The organism is Staphylococcus sp. EG-SA-17 (genome assembly GCF_017151845.1).
Lineage (GTDB): Bacteria > Bacillota > Bacilli > Staphylococcales > Staphylococcaceae > Staphylococcus > Staphylococcus aureus.
Genome location: NZ_JACVZO010000004.1, coordinates 35,139 through 53,431, shown reverse-complemented (window position 1 = coordinate 53,431; position 18,293 = coordinate 35,139). Strand labels below are relative to the sequence as shown.

Genomic DNA, 18,293 nt, shown 5'->3' with positions numbered 1-18,293 from the left:
TTTACTTTGTTTAAATTTAACAAAATATATATAAATAAGTTCCCGCATTCATTTTTAAAAAATGGTATAATTAAAGTCTTGATTATTTAGATAAGTGCTTTTTATTTAAAGTAATTTTAGATATAATGTCTTTTGGAAATGAGGCGTAAATATATATGATTAAACCGAAGTATAAGTGGAAATTAACTAAACCAGCTGAATACATAAGTGATGAATTAACATCAAAATTAAAGTTAACGCCAATCGTAAAAAAAATATTAGAAAGTAAATCGATTATTGATGAACAAACAATAGAAGCCATCATCTCAGATACAGATATCAATCATGATGCACTGCAATTGAGCGATATGACTAAGACTATTGAAAGAATTAAAAGAGCGATAGCGAATGATGAGAAAATCCTAGTTTATGGTGATTACGATGCCGACGGTGTTACCTCAACTACAATTTTAGTGACAACATTACAACTTTTAGGTGCACAAGTAGGATGGCATATTCCTAACCGCTTTACCGAAGGATATGGACCAAACGAACTAGCATTTAGAAATGCTCATGATGAAGGCATAACATTAATCATAACTGTTGATAATGGCATACAAGGTCATAATGAAATTAAAATGGTTCAAGATTTAGGAGTTGATGTCATTGTAACTGATCATCATGAAATTGGTAGTACATTACCAGAAGCATATGCAATCGTACATCCAATGCATCCATCGTTTAATTATCCGTTCCAACAATTGTGTGGTGCAGGTGTTGCGTACAAATTAGCACAAGCATTGATTGAAAATGTACCTGATTATTTTAAAGCATTAGTTGCGATAGGTACCATTGCGGATTTAGTATCCTTAACTGATGAAAATCGATCATTAGTGAAACAAGGATTAAAAGTCTTAAATGATCAATGTCCGACCTCTGTTAAAGCGTTGCTAAAAGAAGCGGGATACAATGACAATATTGATGAAGAAACAATTGGTTTTATTATTGGACCTAGACTTAATGCTGTAGGTCGTTTAGATGACGCATCATTAGCTTGCGAATTGTTGATGACTGACGACGAAGAAGAAGCTGCATTTTTAGCAGAACAAGTTGAACATTTTAACCGTGAAAGAAAAGATATTGTAGCAACTATCACAGAAGAAGCAATGGCTATGGCAGAAACGAAAGTTAAAAAGGGAGATTTATTTTTACTTTTAGCAAAAGAAAATTGGCATGAAGGTGTCTTAGGTATTGTTGCTTCGAAAATTGTCGAAACATTTGCTTTGCCAACATTAATTTTAAATATTGATAGGGAGCAAAATCATGCAAAAGGTTCCGCCAGATCAATTGATCAAGTGTCGATGTTTGAAATACTATCAGCACATCAAGAGTTAATCGCTAAATTTGGCGGCCATCATATGGCTGCAGGTATGACGATGGATATTGAAAATATAGAATCGTTAGCTGAAGGTTTAAATAAATGGATGAAAGAATTATCTAAAACAACTTCGTTAGATCCCGTAAAGCCAGTAGACGTATTATTAACAGAAAATGATATAACGATTAAAAATATTCGTGATATGAATCGTTTAAGACCCTTCGGAACAGATTTTTCTAGACCTATTTTTGAAATGGATGATTTGTCAGTTTCTTCAGTTAAGGCGATCGGTCAACAAAAAAATCATCTAAAATTGACACTTGGTGAAAGTAATATCGCCGCGCTATTTTGGCAAAATGGTCACTTAGAACCTGAGTTACAAGATGAACAGCCAATTAATATATTAGGATCTGTTCAAATCAACGAATGGAATGGTAATCAATCACCGCAATTAATTATTCAAGATATTGCGATGAATGAACAGCAAATATTAGATTATAGAAGTAAGCGAAAAAGTTTACCTTTTACAGAAAATGATGAAAATATTGTCGTGCTTATTCATCCTAAAAGTGATAAAGTAAATGCGAATGAATATTATTATGGTGAAGAAATTAAACATCAAACTGATAAAGTAGTATTAAGAGATTTACCAACGTCAATGGAAGACTTGTCTAATTCCTTGCAACAACTGCAATTTTCTCAACTTTATATAGTTTTGCAACATAATCATTCGATTTACTTCGATGGTATACCTAATATGGATATTTTTAAAAAGTGTTATAAAGCATTAATAACTAAACAAGAAACAAATATCCAGAAAGAGGGTATGTTATTGTGTCAACATTTAAGTGTGAAACCAGATACACTTAAATTCATGTTGAAAGTTTTCTTAGATTTAAAATTTGTAACACAAGAAGATGGTTTAATTCGAATCAATCAACAACCTGATAAAAGATCGATTGATTCCAGCAAAGTATATCAATTAAGACAACAACGTATGGATGTTGAAAAGCAATTATTATATCAAGATTTTTCAGAAATAAAAAATTGGATAAAGTCACAATTGTCGTGAGCAATTTAGGAGGAAATATTAATGGATTTAAAGCAATACGTATCAGAAGTTCAAGATTGGCCGAAACCAGGTGTTAGTTTCAAGGATATTACTACAATTATGGATAATGGTGAAGCATATGGCTATGCAACAGATAAAATTGTAGAATACGCAAAAGACAGAGATGTTGATATCGTTGTAGGACCTGAAGCGCGTGGCTTTATCATTGGCTGTCCTGTAGCTTATTCAATGGGGATTGGCTTTGCACCTGTTAGAAAAGAAGGGAAATTACCTCGTGAAGTCATTCGTTATGAGTATGACCTAGAATATGGTACAAATGTTTTAACAATGCACAAAAATGCAATTAAACCAGGTCAACGTGTGTTAATTACAGATGATTTATTAGCTACTGGTGGTACGATTGAAGCAGCAATAAAATTAGTTGAAAAATTAGGCGGTATCGTAGTAGGTATTGCATTTATAATTGAATTGAAATATTTAAATGGTATTGAAAAAATTAAAGATTACGATGTTATGAGTTTAATCTCATACGACGAATAATAAATAATATAATTTTATCAAATGAAATCCTTCATCAAATGTATAAGAACCAATGACTTAATTAAAAAAGTTGTTTAAGTTTTCTTAACATGAGATGTTAGGATTTTTTATTTACTGAAAATGTTAGATGATTGAGCATTATACCTTAATAACATCGTTTATTTATTTCATAAATTGTAGTATCATAGAACTAATATTTAAAAAATGAAACAGTAGATTTAGGTCGAATTTTTGTAAAAGTTTTAAAAGTAGGAATAGTATACAAATTAAACTCGCTCAAGTAAAATTAATATTACGATTAATGACGACAGGATAAATATTTATCGTCGACGGACGTATGATTGGTGTGGGACAAATACTATTCAACAAGAGTACCTAAATCATTGTTTAAGGCGAAGTAATAAATATGAATGGGGTGTATCATATAATGAACAACGAATATCCATATAGTGCAGATGAAGTTCTTCACAAAGCAAAATCATATTTGTCAGCAGATGAATATGAGTATGTTTTAAAAAGCTATCATATTGCTTATGAAGCACATAAAGGTCAGTTCCGAAAAAACGGATTACCATACATTATGCATCCTATACAAGTTGCAGGTATTTTAACAGAAATGCGATTAGACGGACCGACGATTGTCGCAGGTTTTTTGCATGATGTAATTGAAGATACACCGTATACATTTGAAGATGTAAAAGAAATGTTCAATGAAGAAGTTGCTCGAATTGTTGATGGTGTGACGAAGCTTAAAAAAGTAAAATACCGCTCAAAAGAAGAACAACAAGCTGAAAATCATCGCAAGTTATTTATTGCGATTGCCAAAGATGTACGCGTAATTTTGGTGAAATTAGCAGACAGATTACATAATATGCGTACCTTGAAAGCCATGCCGCGTGAAAAACAAATTAGAATTTCTCGAGAAACATTAGAAATTTATGCACCTTTAGCACATCGTCTTGGTATTAATACAATTAAATGGGAACTAGAAGATACAGCTCTTCGTTATATTGATAATGTGCAATATTTTAGAATAGTCAATTTAATGAAGAAGAAACGTAGTGAACGTGAAGCGTATATCGAAACGGCTATTGATAGAATACGTACTGAAATGGACCGAATGAATATCGAAGGCGATATAAATGGTAGACCTAAACATATTTACAGTATTTATCGGAAAATGATGAAGCAGAAAAAACAATTTGATCAAATTTTTGATTTGTTGGCGATACGTGTTATTGTCAATTCTATTAATGATTGTTATGCGATACTTGGGTTGGTGCATACGTTATGGAAACCGATGCCAGGACGTTTTAAAGATTATATTGCAATGCCTAAACAAAATTTGTATCAGTCATTGCATACTACAGTAGTAGGTCCAAATGGAGACCCGCTCGAAATCCAAATACGAACGTTTGATATGCACGAAATTGCTGAGCATGGTGTTGCAGCACACTGGGCTTACAAAGAAGGTAAAAAAGTAAGTGAAAAAGATCAAACTTATCAAAATAAGTTAAATTGGTTAAAAGAATTAGCTGAAGCGGATCATACATCGTCTGACGCTCAAGAATTTATGGAAACCTTAAAATATGACTTACAGAGTGACAAAGTATACGCATTTACCCCAGCGAGTGATGTTATTGAGTTGCCATATGGTGCTGTGCCGATTGATTTTGCTTATGCGATTCACAGTGAAGTAGGTAATAAGATGATTGGTGCCAAGGTGAATGGCAAAATTGTACCAATTGACTATATTTTACAAACAGGCGATATTGTTGAAATACGTACTAGTAAACATTCATATGGACCAAGTCGTGATTGGTTGAAAATTGTTAAATCGTCTAGTGCCAAAGGTAAAATTAAAAGTTTCTTCAAAAAACAAGATCGTTCATCTAATATTGAAAAAGGCCGAATGATGGTTGAAGCTGAAATAAAAGAGCAAGGATTTAGAGTCGAAGATATTTTGACAGAGAAAAATATTCAGGTTGTTAATGAAAAATATAACTTTGCAAATGAAGATGATTTATTCGCAGCTGTAGGATTTGGCGGCGTGACATCCCTACAGATTGTTAATAAATTAACTGAAAGACAACGTATTTTAGATAAACAACGTGCTTTAAATGAAGCACAAGAAGTTACGAAATCATTGCCTATTAAAGACAACATCATTACTGATAGTGGTGTCTATGTAGAAGGTTTAGAAAATGTACTTATCAAGTTGTCAAAATGTTGTAATCCTATACCAGGTGATGATATTGTAGGTTATATCACCAAAGGTCACGGTATTAAAGTACATCGCACTGATTGCCCAAATATTAAGAACGAAACTGAACGACTAATTAATGTTGAATGGGTAAAATCAAAAGACGCAACTCAAAAATATCAGGTTGATTTAGAGGTAACTGCGTATGACCGAAATGGCTTGTTGAATGAAGTACTACAAGCTGTTAGCTCGACAGCCGGCAATTTAATTAAAGTTTCAGGACGTTCAGATATTGATAAAAATGCAATAATAAATATTAGTGTCATGGTGAAAAACGTGAATGATGTTTATCGTGTGGTAGAAAAGATCAAACAACTTGGTGATGTTTATACAGTAACAAGAGTTTGGAACTAGAGGTGCAAAATATGAAAGTAGTTGTACAAAGAGTTAAAGAAGCATCGGTGACGAATGATACATTAAATAATCAAATCAAAAAAGGATATTGTTTATTAGTCGGTATCGGTCAGAACTCTACAGAGCAAGATGCAGATGTAATTGCAAAGAAAATTGCTAATGCAAGATTATTTGAAGATGACAATAATAAATTAAACTTTAATATCCAACAAATGAATGGTGAAATACTATCAGTTTCACAATTTACTCTCTATGCAGATGTAAAAAAAGGTAACCGTCCAGGTTTCTCAAATTCTAAAAATCCTGATCAAGCGGTAAAAATTTATGAGTATTTTAATGATGCGCTACGAGCGTATGGTCTTACTGTGAAAACAGGTGAATTTGGAACACACATGAATGTTAGCATAAATAATGATGGTCCAGTCACTATTATTTATGAAAGTCAGGACGGCAAAATTCAATGAAAAAAATAGAGGCATGGTTATCTAAAAAGGGTCTTAAAAATAAACGTACTCTAATAGTAGTGATTGCCTTTGTCTTATTTATCATCTTTTTATTTTTATTGCTGAATAGCAATAGTGAAGATAGTGGGAACATCACGATAACTGAAAATGCTGAATTACGTACAGGTCCAAACGCTGCGTATCCAGTCATATATAAAGTTGAGAAAGGTGACCATTTTAAAAAGATTGGTAAAGTAGGTAAATGGATTGAAGTTGAAGATACATCCAGTAATGAAAAAGGTTGGATAGCTGGATGGCACACAAATTTAGATATTGTCGCGGATAATACGAAGGAGAAAAATCCTTTGCAAGGTAAAACAATAGTGCTTGATCCTGGTCATGGAGGTAGTGACCAGGGTGCTTCAAGCAATACTAAATATAAAAGTTTAGAAAAAGACTATACGTTGAAAACAGCAAAAGAATTGCAGCGTACTTTAGAAAAAGAAGGCGCAACTGTTAAGATGACAAGAACAGACGATACATATGTTTCACTAGAAAATCGTGATATCAAAGGCGATGCCTATTTGAGTATACATAATGATGCATTAGAATCATCTAATGCAAATGGAATGACAGTTTATTGGTATCATGATAATCAAAGAGCTTTAGCAGATACGTTAGACGCTACGATTCAGAAGAAAGGTCTACTTTCTAATCGCGGTTCAAGACAAGAAAATTATCAAGTGTTAAGACAAACAAAAGTTCCTGCTGTTTTATTAGAATTAGGTTATATTAGTAACCCAACTGATGAAACGATGATTAAAGATCAATTACATAGACAAATTTTAGAACAAGCAATTGTTGATGGCCTTAAAATTTATTTTTCTGCGTAGGGCTTGCAAAAATATGTGAAAGTAGTTATCATTGATATTGAATTTTATAACTAAAACCGTTAGTATTCTTGAAATGGTAAATGAAATAGGTAGCAATCTAACTAAGATTGTGTAGGAATATAATCCATAGACTGAAAGATTATGCTGAGTAGTTTATATACATTGAACACAAGAAGAGGTGCTTTATGAAAAGTAAAGCCGTTAAACGTACGTTAAACGTTTTGAGTGGGTTTATTTAATGCACGCTTATAAAAAGTAATGATGATTACAATTAGGCATGTTTTTTAAACCAATGAGGGTGGCAACACGGATATTCGTCCCTTGTGCAGTTTCAGGCTGTGCAAGGGCTTTTTCTTTTGCTTTTAAAATTATGATTTATCATGCAAAGTTAAGTGATCGTATATAGTTTTAGTTTTAAAAAGGTAATTAAATAAAATAGTTTGCCGAGGGAGATGTCAAAATGATTAAAATACCTAGAGGGACGCAGGATATTTTACCTGAAGATTCAAAGAAATGGCGTTACATTGAAAATCAATTAGATGAATTAATGACATTTTATAATTATAAAGAAATAAGAACACCAATTTTTGAAAGTACAGATCTTTTTGCAAGAGGTGTTGGTGATTCAACCGATGTCGTACAAAAAGAAATGTATACATTTAAAGATAAAGGCGATAGAAGTATTACATTAAGACCTGAAGGAACAGCTGCAGTTGTACGTTCATATATTGAACATAAAATGCAAGGTAATCCAAACCAACCAATTAAACTTTATTACAATGGACCGATGTTTAGATATGAACGTAAGCAAAAAGGGCGCTATCGTCAATTTAATCAATTTGGTGTAGAAGCTATTGGTGCTGAAAATCCTAGCGTAGATGCAGAAGTATTAGCTATGGTTATGCATATTTATCAATCATTTGGATTAAAACATTTAAAGCTTGTTATTAATAGTGTAGGGGATATGGCGTCTCGAAAAGAATATAACGAAGCGTTAGTGAAACACTTTGAACCAGTAATTCATGAATTTTGTTCAGATTGTCAATCACGTTTGCATACAAATCCGATGCGAATTTTGGATTGTAAAGTTGACCGTGATAAAGAAGCGATTAAGACTGCACCTAGAATCACTGATTTCTTAAATGAGGAATCTAAGGCATATTATGAACAAGTAAAAGCTTATTTAGATGATTTAGGTATTCCATATATTGAAGATCCTAACTTAGTTCGTGGATTGGATTATTATACACATACAGCATTTGAATTAATGATGGATAACCCTAACTATGATGGTGCCATTACAACGCTTTGTGGTGGTGGCCGTTATAATGGTTTATTAGAATTGCTAGATGGTCCAAGTGAAACAGGTATTGGTTTTGCGCTAAGTATAGAACGATTATTGCTTGCACTTGAAGAAGAAGGTATCGAATTAGATATTGAAGAAAACTTAGATTTATTCATTGTTACAATGGGTGATCAAGCAGATCGATATGCTGTGAAGTTATTAAATCATTTGAGACATAATGGTATTAAAGCAGATAAAGACTACTTACAGCGTAAAATTAAAGGACAAATGAAACAAGCAGACCGTTTAGGTGCCAAGTTTACAATCGTTATTGGTGATCAAGAATTAGAAAATAATAAAATCGATGTTAAAAATATGACAACTGGTGAATCTGAAACAATTGAATTAGACGCATTAGTCGAATATTTTAAGAAGTAGAGAGGGCGTTAAAATATGAGTAAGAGAACAACTTATTGTGGATTAGTTACTGAAGCATTTTTAGGACAAGAAATTACATTAAAAGGATGGGTTAACAATCGTCGTGACCTAGGTGGATTGATTTTCGTTGATTTAAGAGATAGAGAAGGAATTGTACAAGTCGTGTTTAATCCTGCATTTTCAGAAGAGGCATTGAAAATTGCTGAAACAGTACGTTCTGAATATGTTGTAGAAGTTCAAGGTACAGTTACGAAGCGTGACCCTGAAACAGTTAATCCTAAAATTAAAACTGGCCAAGTTGAAGTACAAGTTACAAATATTAAAGTGATTAATAAATCTGAGACACCACCATTTTCTATAAATGAAGAAAATGTTAACGTTGATGAAAATATTCGATTAAAATACCGTTATTTAGATTTACGTCGTCAAGAGTTAGCGCAAACATTTAAAATGAGACATCAAATTACACGTTCTATTCGTCAATATTTGGATGATGAAGGTTTCTTTGACATCGAAACACCAGTACTAACGAAGTCAACACCTGAGGGTGCACGTGACTATTTAGTACCATCTCGTGTTCATGATGGTGAATTTTATGCATTACCACAATCACCACAATTATTTAAGCAATTATTGATGATTAGTGGATTTGACAAATACTACCAAATCGTAAAATGCTTCCGTGACGAAGATTTACGTGCAGATCGTCAACCTGAATTTACACAAGTCGATATTGAAATGAGTTTTGTAGACCAAGAAGATGTGATGCAAATGGGTGAAGAAATGCTTAAAAAAGTTGTTAAAGAAGTTAAAGGCGTTGAAATTAATGGCGCTTTCCCACGCATGACATATAAAGAAGCGATGCGTCGCTATGGTTCTGATAAACCAGATACGCGTTTTGAAATGGAATTAATTGACGTTTCTCAATTAGGACGTGATATGGACTTTAAAGTATTTAAAGATACTGTTGAAAATGATGGTGAAATTAAAGCAATTGTCGCTAAAGGTGCGGCTGAACAATATACTCGTAAAGATATGGATGCTTTAACAGAATTTGTAAACATCTATGGTGCTAAAGGATTAGCGTGGGTTAAAGTTGTGGAAGATGGTTTGACAGGTCCAATTGGACGTTTCTTTGAAACAGAAAATGTTGAAACATTACTTACATTAACTGGTGCTGAAGCTGGTGACTTAGTAATGTTTGTTGCAGACAAACCAAATGTCGTTGCACAAAGTTTAGGTGCATTACGTGTCAAATTAGCTAAAGAATTAGGTTTAATCGATGAAACAAAATTAAACTTCTTATGGGTGACAGATTGGCCATTATTAGAATATGATGAAGATGCGAAACGTTACGTTGCAGCACATCATCCATTTACATCTCCAAAAGAAGCTGATATTGCTAAGCTTGGCACTGCGCCAGAAGAAGCTGAGGCAAATGCTTATGACATAGTATTAAATGGTTATGAATTAGGTGGCGGTTCAATCAGAATTCATGATGGTGAGTTACAAGAAAAAATGTTCGAAGTTCTTGGATTTACTAAAGAACAAGCACAAGAACAGTTCGGCTTCTTACTAGATGCATTTAAATATGGTGCACCACCACATGGCGGTATTGCATTAGGATTAGACCGATTAGTCATGTTATTGACTAATAGAACAAACTTGAGAGATACAATCGCATTCCCTAAAACAGCATCTGCTACATGTTTATTAACGAATGCGCCTGGTGAAGTTTCTGATAAACAATTAGAAGAACTTTCTTTGCGAATTCGTCACTAAATTTTAAAAAATCAATAAACTTTGGTTTGTTATAATTTCATTAATTTTAATTATGTGGTAATATAACATCATAAGATAGTCATCTGAGTTGTTCGTAAGTTTGCTTTTTAATTTGGGCCTAACACTCTTTGATCAAGGGAGCCCAATGGGTTTTCTTGCAGCGTACACGCCTTATATGAAGGACGTACAAAACAAGAAACAGGGCACCCACCTGTATATAACAGGCCGAATGATCAAGCTATTATAACTACGGCAATACGGACTCTATCGATACGCAAGACTTTGTCTTGCGTATTTTTATGCGTTTCTTTAAGTTTTTAATAAAGAATTAGTTGGGTTTAATAGCGTTTAATAAATGTTTCTTCGTTGAATTTTTGAAAAATAATCAAAGCAATAATGCTAAATATAAAATTTTAAGTTACTATGTACTTATGTATAAATCAGTGAAAGAGGTAAAATAATGAAACATCAATTTTCAAGAAATGAACTAGCGATTGGACAACAAGGTTTAGATTTATTGAAGCAACAAACTGTTGTCATACTTGGCGTTGGAGGTGTTGGTTCATTTGCTGCTGAAGCATTAGCAAGAACGAATATTGGTCATATTATATTAATTGATAAAGATGATGTTGATATTACAAATGTAAACAGACAATTACATGCTTTAACTACAACGGTAGGACAAAGTAAAGTTTCTTTGATGGAAGAACGTATTAAATTAATTAATCCAGATTGTAAAGTCACACCTTTACATATGTTTTATACAGAAGAGACATATGAAGAAATTTTCGATAATTACGATATAGATTATTTTGTAGATGCAAGTGATACAATAATGTACAAAGTACACTTAATGAAAGAGTGTCTTGACCGAGGGATTAAAGTGATTTCCAGTATGGGTGCTGCAAATAAAACAGATCCAACACGTTTTACAATTTCAGATATCTCTAAAACACATACCGATCCAATGGCCAAAATTATTCGTCAAAAATTGAAAAAACTAGGAATTCGTAAAGGGATTCCAGTTGTATTTTCAGATGAAAGTCCAATTGTCATAAGAGAAGATGTAAAAGATATAGTTGGAGATAAAAATGCTATCAATCGAAAAGGACAAATGCCACCTTCTTCAAATGCCTTTGTGCCAAGTGTTGTTGGATTAATTTGTGCAAGTTATGTGGTGAATGACGTATTAAAAGATATTCCAGTTCGTCGCATTAAAGACAAAGGGCAATAATTAATTTTGAAAGTCATAATTTTCAACGTAAGGCAAGTGTAACCGCACCATAAAACTAAAACTGACTAGTTCGCAAGCATAGTAGAATATGCCTCGTGTACTAGTCAGTTTTGATTTGATTATAGCTAAAATATCAAAGGTAATCGATTTAATCTTATTTTTACGGCCTTTGTTTAAGTAAGTTGTTATATATTTCTTTAAGTTGTTGTTCACTTTTAGATGTCGTTTTTGGTTCATAATAAATTTTGTTTTTAAGTTTATCAGGTAAATATTGCTGTGAAACATAGCCATTAACATATTGGTGTGGATATTTGTAACCAATAGATCGGCCTAGATCTTTAGCACCTTGATAATGTCCATCTTTTAAATGGTTTGGAATTTGGCCCACATGACCGTTTCTAATATCGGACAATGCACTATCAATGGCACTCATTGCTGAATTTGACTTAGGTGATAAGCATAGTTCGATTACTGCTTGGCTTAGTGGAATTCTAGCTTCTGGTAAACCTAGACGTTCTGCTGATTCAATAGCAGCAAGTGTTCTCTGACCAGCATTAGGTGAGGCTAAGCCTATATCCTCATAGCTAATTACAAGTAATCGTCGAACTATTGTAGGTAAATCTCCAGCTTCAATTAATCGTGCTAAATAATGTAAAGCGGCATTGACGTCGCTACCACGGATAGATTTTTGGAAAGCGCTCATAACATCGTAATGCATGTCACCATCCTTATCACTTACAAATGCACCTTTTTGTAAACAGTCTTTAGCATCTTGCAATGTAACATGTCGATAACCGTCTTTGTCATTATCTGCGCTTAATACAGCTAATTCCAATGCATTTAACGCACTACGAACATCACCTTGGCTTTGTGTAGAAAAGTAGGTCATGGCATCTTCATCAATTTTGGGTTGATATGTTTTCAAACCATTCTCATCATCTTCTATTGCACGAGTTAACGCTTGGCGCACATCTTCGTCATTTAAAGGATATAACTCGAAAATTTGCGCTCTTGAACGAATCGCTGGATTGATAGCATGATAAGGATTTGAAGTTGTAGCACCGATCAAGACGATTTTGCCATTTTCTAAATGAGGTAATAAAAAGTCTTGTTTAGCTTTATCTAGTCGATGTATTTCATCTAATAACAAGATAACTTGACCAGACATTTTAGCTTCTTCAACAACAAGTTGCATATCTTTTTTAGTGTTAGTTACAGCATTCAATTGTCTGAATTTATATTGCGTACTGCCCGAAATTGCTTTGGCAATACTTGTTTTGCCTATACCAGGTGGACCATAAAAAATCATTGAAGTTAATTTTTTTGTATCAACCATTCTTCTGATAATGCCTCTTGGTCCAACTAAATGTTGTTGGGAAATGATTTCATCTATATTTTTTGGGCGCATTCTCGATGCTAATGGTTCTGTACTCACATTTGTCACACCTTTCTTATACTATCTTAACTCAAAAAATGCTAAAATGGGAATATCAATATTCGAATTAAGTGAGGTTATACAATGAAAATTTCTACTAAAGGGAGATATGGACTTACATTGATGATTTCTCTTGCTAAAAAAGAGGGGCAAGGATGTATATCATTAAAGTCAATTGCTGAAGAAAATAATTTGAGTGATTTATATTTAGAACAGCTTGTAGGTCCTTTAAGAAATGCGGGGTTAATTCGAAGTGTACGCGGTGCTAAAGGTGGATACCAATTAAGAGTGCCAGCGGAAGAAATCTCAGCAGGGGATATTATAAGACTGTTGGAAGGTCCAATTACATTTGTTGAAAGTATTGAATCAGAACCACCTGCGCAAAAACAACTATGGATTCGCATGAGAGATGCAGTGAGAGATGTTTTAGATAATACAACATTGAAATATTTAGCGGAATATGTAGATACAAGCGAAGATTTAGACGGATACATGTTTTATATTTAATCGTATGAATACTATACTATAACATAAAAACTTCATATTATAATGTTTAGCGAACCTCCTTAGTGGTATATAAATATATACATCCAAGGAGGTTTCACTATGGCAGACGAAAGTAAGTTCGATCAATTTAAAGGAAATGTTAAAGAAACAGTAGGTAACGTTACTGATAACAAAGAATTAGAAAAAGAAGGTCAGCAAGATAAAGCGACTGGTAAAGCAAAAGAAGTTGTTGAAAATGCTAAAAACAAAATAACTGATGCAATTGATAAACTTAAAAAATAAGTTCAATTAAACTAATTAAATATAAGAGGAGCGATTAATATGAGTTTTATGGATAAAGCTAAAGACGCAGTAGAAAAATTTAAAAATAGCGATAATGAACAAGTTAAAAATGTAAAAGATAAGATAAATGAATATACAGGATCGAATAACGAAGAGAAAAAAGAAAATGAAGATAAAGAGAAATAAATTTCTTTAAATTTTGGATATGCTTTTCAATATTTTGAAAGCGCCCCATCAAATAAACACTAACACAGTGTAAAGTTGAAGGGGCGCTTTCATATTTGCATTAGAATTTTAAGTGAATTTGAATCATTACTAAAATAAATGATTGAACAATAAAGACATCTTTTATTCAAAATGCTGTTACTGTTTATTTTTATTAATATTATGGATACATACTTTCACTTAGTTTATTTATCACATTATAAAGTGTTTTTTTCATTTATCTGATTTATAACATTCTTGAACCGACGATAAGAGTCTAATTGCATATCTTTATCATAAATATAACTTATTGCCATAATTTCGTTGACTTCACCATAAGTTTCCATAAAATCTTGAATTTTTTGTTGAACAGTATTTTCTGAACCTATTAATGATATTTTCTGTCTTTCCATAGCCATCGCATATTCTCTCGGCGTTAATATATTTTGTAGATCATGTGTTGGCGGTTGAACGGGCTGCATTCTGCCACGAGTGATACTAACCATAACTTGTGCCATAGATGAAGCTAAATATTGTGCTTCTTCATCATTTTCAGCAACGATTGTGTTTAAACATACAATAACATAAGGTTCGTCTAATACATCAGAAGGTTCAAATAACGTTTTGTAAATTTCGATAGCTTCTTTCATTTGTTGAGGTGCAAAATGTCCAGCGAACACATATGGAAGCCCTTTACGAGCAGCTAAATGTGCAGAATCTGTTGAAGAACCAAGAATATATAAAGGCACATTTTTACCTACTGCTGGATAAGCACGAACATATGCTTGTTGGTGAGCGGGACCGAAATATTGTTGTAATAATGAAACTTCTTCCGGAAATTTATAAACACCATCATGTTGATCTCGTCTTAATGCACTTGCGGTCATCATATCTGTTCCAGGTGCACGTCCTAATCCTAAATCGACACGATTTGGAAATAATGTTGCCATCGTGCCAAATTGTTCCGCAACGATTAATGGAGCATGGTTAGGTAACATGATTCCTCCAGAACCTACACGTATGTGTTTCGTATGTTCTAACGTATGTTGAATCAATAAAGCAGTCGCTGAACTTACTAGGTTGGGAGCGTTATGGTGTTCAGCAATCCAATATCTTTCATATGATAATTCGTCTAAATGTTGTGCGAGCTTAACCATATCATTAATTGCTGTTCGTTCATCTTCACCTTCTCGAATTGGGACAAGGTTTAATGCTGAATATTTAATCGCCATTTTTGTATCGTCCTTCCTTTTGTATGATATAAGAAGTATACCAATCGAATAACCAGATAAATATTAAATTGCTCATAACCAAAATAATAGTACGTTACATTTTACGAATGAAAAAATATCTGCAAATACTAAAATTTATAAAAAAGACAAGAATAAAGCGATAAACTTAAAAAAGCCTATCGAAAAGCATGTGTAGAAAATGGTAAAATATAATTAAAAACATTATAAATAAAGTTAAACAGAAAAGTAGAAAAATAGTATGTAAGGTGCTATTATTGGAACATTGATAAAATTGTGAGGAGTGTCCAAACATGGAAATTTATGCAGATTATGCTGCGACCACACCAGTAAAACCTGAAGTAGTAGATGCGATGATGACGATTTACAATTCGCATTATGGTAATCCATCATCAATACATGCTAAGGGAAGAGATGCGCGTAAATATTTAGATGAGTCAAGACGTCAAATTGCACAATTACTTGGTGCAGATACACATGAAATTATATTTACGAGTGGTGCAACAGAATCGAATAATACGGCAATTAAAGGCATAGTAAAAGCAAATGAACAATTGGGTAATCACATTATCACATCGAAGATTGAACATCATTCTGTGTTACATGTTTTTGAACAATTAGAGCGAGAAGGTTTTGATGTAACATATCTAGATGTTGATGATACAGGTGCTATTGATTTAGATCAACTTGAAGAAACAATTACAGATAAGACGATTTTAGTATCTATTATGTTTGTAAATAATGAAGTTGGCACAGTGCAACAAATTTATGATATTCAAGATATTATTGCTGAGACAAATGCATATTTCCATGTTGATGCGGTTCAAGCAATTGGACATCTTGATGTTAAGTTTGACGAATTTGAGATCGACGCAATGAGTATTACTGCTCATAAGTTTGGCGGACCAAAAGGTGTCGGTGCATTATTAGTTAAAGACCATGTCACATTAGATTATCCTCAACTTGGCGGTGAACAAGAATTGAAACGCCGTGCAGGTACTGAAAATCTTGCACAAATTGTCGGGATGGCTAAAGCATTACAATTAGCAGAAAAGAATCGAGACGATAACAATATTCATTTAATGAATTTAAAAGAACAATTTTTAGTTAAATTACAAGAAAGAGCGATTCCATTTGAATTAAATGGTTCAATGACGGATGCTACAGGCCATATTGTAAATCTATATTTTCCGTTTGTTGAAGTTGAAACGATGTTAACATTGTTGGATATGGCACAAATCTATGTGTCGTCTGGATCTGCATGTACAGCAGGCTCTACACAACCGTCGCATGTTTTAGATGCAATGTTCGAAGATGAAGAGCGATCAAATCATTCGATTCGATTTAGTTTTAACGAATTGACTACTGAAAATGAAATTAATGCAATTGTAGCTGAAATTCATAAAATATATTTTAAATTTAAGGAGGAGTCATAATTGTCAAATAAAGATATACGTGTTGTCGTTGGTATGTCAGGCGGTGTAGATAGTTCTGTAACAGCTCACGTCTTAAAAGAACAAGGTTATGATGTCATTGGCATATTTATGAAAAACTGGGATGACACTGACGAAAATGGCGTATGTACTGCAACTGAAGATTACAACGATGTTATTGAAGTGTGTAATCAAATTGGCATTCCATATTACGCTGTTAATTTTGAAAAAGAATATTGGGATAAAGTCTTTACGTATTTCTTAGATGAATATAAAAAAGGTCGTACTCCAAACCCAGACGTTATGTGTAATAAAGAAATTAAGTTTAAAGCCTTTTTAGATCATGCGATGAATTTAGGTGCAGATTATGTAGCAACAGGGCATTACGCACGCATACATCGTCATGAAGATGGTCATGTTGAAATGTTACGTGGTGTAGATAATAATAAAGATCAAACATACTTCTTGAATCAATTATCCCAACAACAACTTTCAAAAGTGATGTTCCCAATTGGCGACATCGAAAAGAGTGAAGTGCGTCGAATTGCTGAAGAACAAGGACTAGTTACTGCTAAGAAAAAAGATTCTACAGGTATTTGTTTTATCGGCGAAAAAAACTTTAAAACATTTTTATCTCAATATTTACCTGCGCAACCGGGTGATATGATAACACTTGATGGTAAGAAAATGGGTAAACATAGTGGGTTGATGTATTACACAATAGGACAAAGACATGGTTTAGGTATAGGTGGAGATGGCGATCCTTGGTTTGTTGTCGGTAAAAATCTAAAAGATAATGTTTTATATGTAGAACAAGGATTCCATCACGATGCATTATACAGTGATTACTTAATTGCTTCAGACTATTCATTTGTAAATCCAGAAGATAATGACTTAGATCAAGGTTTTGAATGTACAGCTAAATTTAGATATCGCCAAAAAGATACGAAAGTTTTTGTGAAACGTGAAAACGACCATGCACTACGTGTTACTTTTGCTGAGCCAGTAAGAGCAATCACACCTGGACAAGCAGTTGTTTTTTATCAAGGTGATGTGTGTCTTGGTGGAGCAACAATTGACGATGTGTTCAAAAATGAAGGTCAATTAAATTATGTTGTATAAACAATGGCAACAATAAATTACTTATTTGAAGTTTCAGCGTTGGAAATGACGAAAGACAGTTTTTGATGAGAATAATTCATGATGATAGAGTCTGGGACATCACAATGTCCTAGGCTCTACAATGTTATATTGGCGGGGCCCCAACACAGAGAAATTGGAACCCCAATTTCAACAGGCAATGGAAGTTGGCGGGGCCCCAACATAGAGAATTTCGTAAAGAAATTCAACCGGCAATGGAAGTTGGGGTAAACAAATTAATTTTGTAAAAATATCATTTCTGTCCCACTCCCTATGCATGAGTCTAATTATGTATTCCTATTTTTAAGTACATAATAGTGGTGGCTAATGTGGAAGAACCATTACATAATAAACCGTTAATGGTTCTTTAGCATTTCTATT

The 18,293-nt window shown here is 33.3% G+C and carries 16 protein-coding genes and 1 other RNA gene; 15 read left to right on the top strand and 2 right to left on the bottom strand.

Annotated elements, in window-relative coordinates; genetic code table 11:
* The first annotated feature begins 155 nt into the window (after positions 1 to 155).
* The 10 genes from recJ (at position 156) to IDG65_RS03025 (ending at position 11,661) form a co-directional block, all read left to right on the top strand.
* Positions 156 to 2,429, top strand: a complete 2,274-nt coding sequence (gene recJ / locus IDG65_RS03070; protein WP_000595016.1) for a single-stranded-DNA-specific exonuclease RecJ — start codon at positions 156 to 158, stop codon at positions 2,427 to 2,429.
* Between the two features lie 21 nt (positions 2,430 to 2,450).
* Positions 2,451 to 2,969, top strand: coding sequence for an adenine phosphoribosyltransferase (locus IDG65_RS03065; RefSeq protein WP_061385087.1), 519 nt, complete (start codon positions 2,451 to 2,453; stop codon positions 2,967 to 2,969).
* Positions 2,970 to 3,396: 427 nt separating this feature from the next.
* Positions 3,397 to 5,586 carry a RelA/SpoT family protein gene (locus tag IDG65_RS03060; protein ID WP_001058583.1) on the top strand — a complete coding sequence of 730 codons (2,190 nt, stop codon included), beginning with the start codon at positions 3,397 to 3,399 and terminating at the stop codon, positions 5,584 to 5,586.
* A gap of 11 nt (positions 5,587 to 5,597) precedes the next feature.
* Positions 5,598 to 6,050 (top strand): D-aminoacyl-tRNA deacylase, encoded by a 453-nt coding sequence (dtd, locus tag IDG65_RS03055; RefSeq protein ID WP_000869983.1) that lies wholly within the window; start codon positions 5,598 to 5,600, stop codon positions 6,048 to 6,050.
* Entirely contained in the window at positions 6,047 to 6,922 is an 876-nt protein-coding gene (locus IDG65_RS03050) for an N-acetylmuramoyl-L-alanine amidase family protein (protein WP_000717800.1), read from the top strand. Before dtd ends, IDG65_RS03050 begins: the two co-directional genes overlap by 4 nt.
* Positions 6,923 to 7,382: 460 nt before the next feature.
* Entirely contained in the window at positions 7,383 to 8,645 is a 1,263-nt protein-coding gene (gene hisS / locus IDG65_RS03045) for a histidine--tRNA ligase (protein WP_000590826.1), read from the top strand.
* A gap of 15 nt (positions 8,646 to 8,660) precedes the next feature.
* Positions 8,661 to 10,427, top strand: a complete 1,767-nt coding sequence (aspS, locus tag IDG65_RS03040) for an aspartate--tRNA ligase (RefSeq protein ID WP_000044799.1) — start codon at positions 8,661 to 8,663, stop codon at positions 10,425 to 10,427.
* Between the two features lie 77 nt (positions 10,428 to 10,504).
* A non-coding RNA gene (ssrS, locus tag IDG65_RS03035) (6S RNA) lies at positions 10,505 to 10,695 on the top strand.
* A gap of 64 nt (positions 10,696 to 10,759) precedes the next feature.
* Positions 10,760 to 10,888 carry a hypothetical protein gene (locus IDG65_RS03030; protein ID WP_001808039.1) on the top strand — a complete coding sequence of 43 codons (129 nt, stop codon included), beginning with the start codon at positions 10,760 to 10,762 and terminating at the stop codon, positions 10,886 to 10,888.
* Positions 10,888 to 11,661: a tRNA threonylcarbamoyladenosine dehydratase gene (locus IDG65_RS03025; protein WP_000682646.1), complete on the top strand. Its 774-nt coding sequence runs from the start codon at positions 10,888 to 10,890 to the stop codon at positions 11,659 to 11,661. Before IDG65_RS03030 ends, IDG65_RS03025 begins: the two co-directional genes overlap by 1 nt.
* A 160-nt stretch (positions 11,662 to 11,821) precedes the next feature.
* Here IDG65_RS03025 and IDG65_RS03020 read toward each other — a convergent pair whose 3' ends face one another.
* The gene (locus IDG65_RS03020; RefSeq protein ID WP_000102735.1) at positions 11,822 to 13,096 is read right to left on the bottom strand and encodes a replication-associated recombination protein A; all 1,275 of its coding nucleotides are present in this window, start codon (positions 13,094 to 13,096) and stop codon (positions 11,822 to 11,824) included.
* 84 nt (positions 13,097 to 13,180) lie between these two features.
* Between IDG65_RS03020 and cymR the strand changes: the two genes are divergently transcribed.
* The 3 genes from cymR (at position 13,181) to IDG65_RS03005 (ending at position 14,071) form a co-directional block, all read left to right on the top strand.
* Positions 13,181 to 13,603: a cysteine metabolism transcriptional regulator CymR gene (gene cymR / locus IDG65_RS03015; RefSeq protein WP_000704122.1), complete on the top strand. Its 423-nt coding sequence runs from the start codon at positions 13,181 to 13,183 to the stop codon at positions 13,601 to 13,603.
* A 99-nt stretch (positions 13,604 to 13,702) separates the two neighbouring features.
* The gene (locus IDG65_RS03010; protein ID WP_000752909.1) at positions 13,703 to 13,885 is read left to right on the top strand and encodes a CsbD family protein; all 183 of its coding nucleotides are present in this window, start codon (positions 13,703 to 13,705) and stop codon (positions 13,883 to 13,885) included.
* Positions 13,886 to 13,924: 39 nt separating this feature from the next.
* Positions 13,925 to 14,071, top strand: coding sequence for an SAS049 family protein (locus IDG65_RS03005; RefSeq protein WP_000009238.1), 147 nt, complete (start codon positions 13,925 to 13,927; stop codon positions 14,069 to 14,071).
* 236 nt (positions 14,072 to 14,307) lie between these two features.
* On the opposite strand, the gene IDG65_RS03000 is transcribed toward IDG65_RS03005, so the two are convergent.
* The gene (locus tag IDG65_RS03000; RefSeq protein WP_000985901.1) at positions 14,308 to 15,321 is read right to left on the bottom strand and encodes an LLM class flavin-dependent oxidoreductase; all 1,014 of its coding nucleotides are present in this window, start codon (positions 15,319 to 15,321) and stop codon (positions 14,308 to 14,310) included.
* A gap of 311 nt (positions 15,322 to 15,632) precedes the next feature.
* On the opposite strand from IDG65_RS03000, the gene IDG65_RS02995 reads away from it, so the two are divergent.
* Positions 15,633 to 16,775 carry a cysteine desulfurase family protein gene (locus IDG65_RS02995; RefSeq protein WP_000409167.1) on the top strand — a complete coding sequence of 381 codons (1,143 nt, stop codon included), beginning with the start codon at positions 15,633 to 15,635 and terminating at the stop codon, positions 16,773 to 16,775.
* Positions 16,776 to 17,894: a tRNA 2-thiouridine(34) synthase MnmA gene (gene mnmA, locus IDG65_RS02990; RefSeq protein ID WP_000066097.1), complete on the top strand. Its 1,119-nt coding sequence runs from the start codon at positions 16,776 to 16,778 to the stop codon at positions 17,892 to 17,894.
* Positions 17,895 to 18,293: the final 399 nt, after the last annotated feature.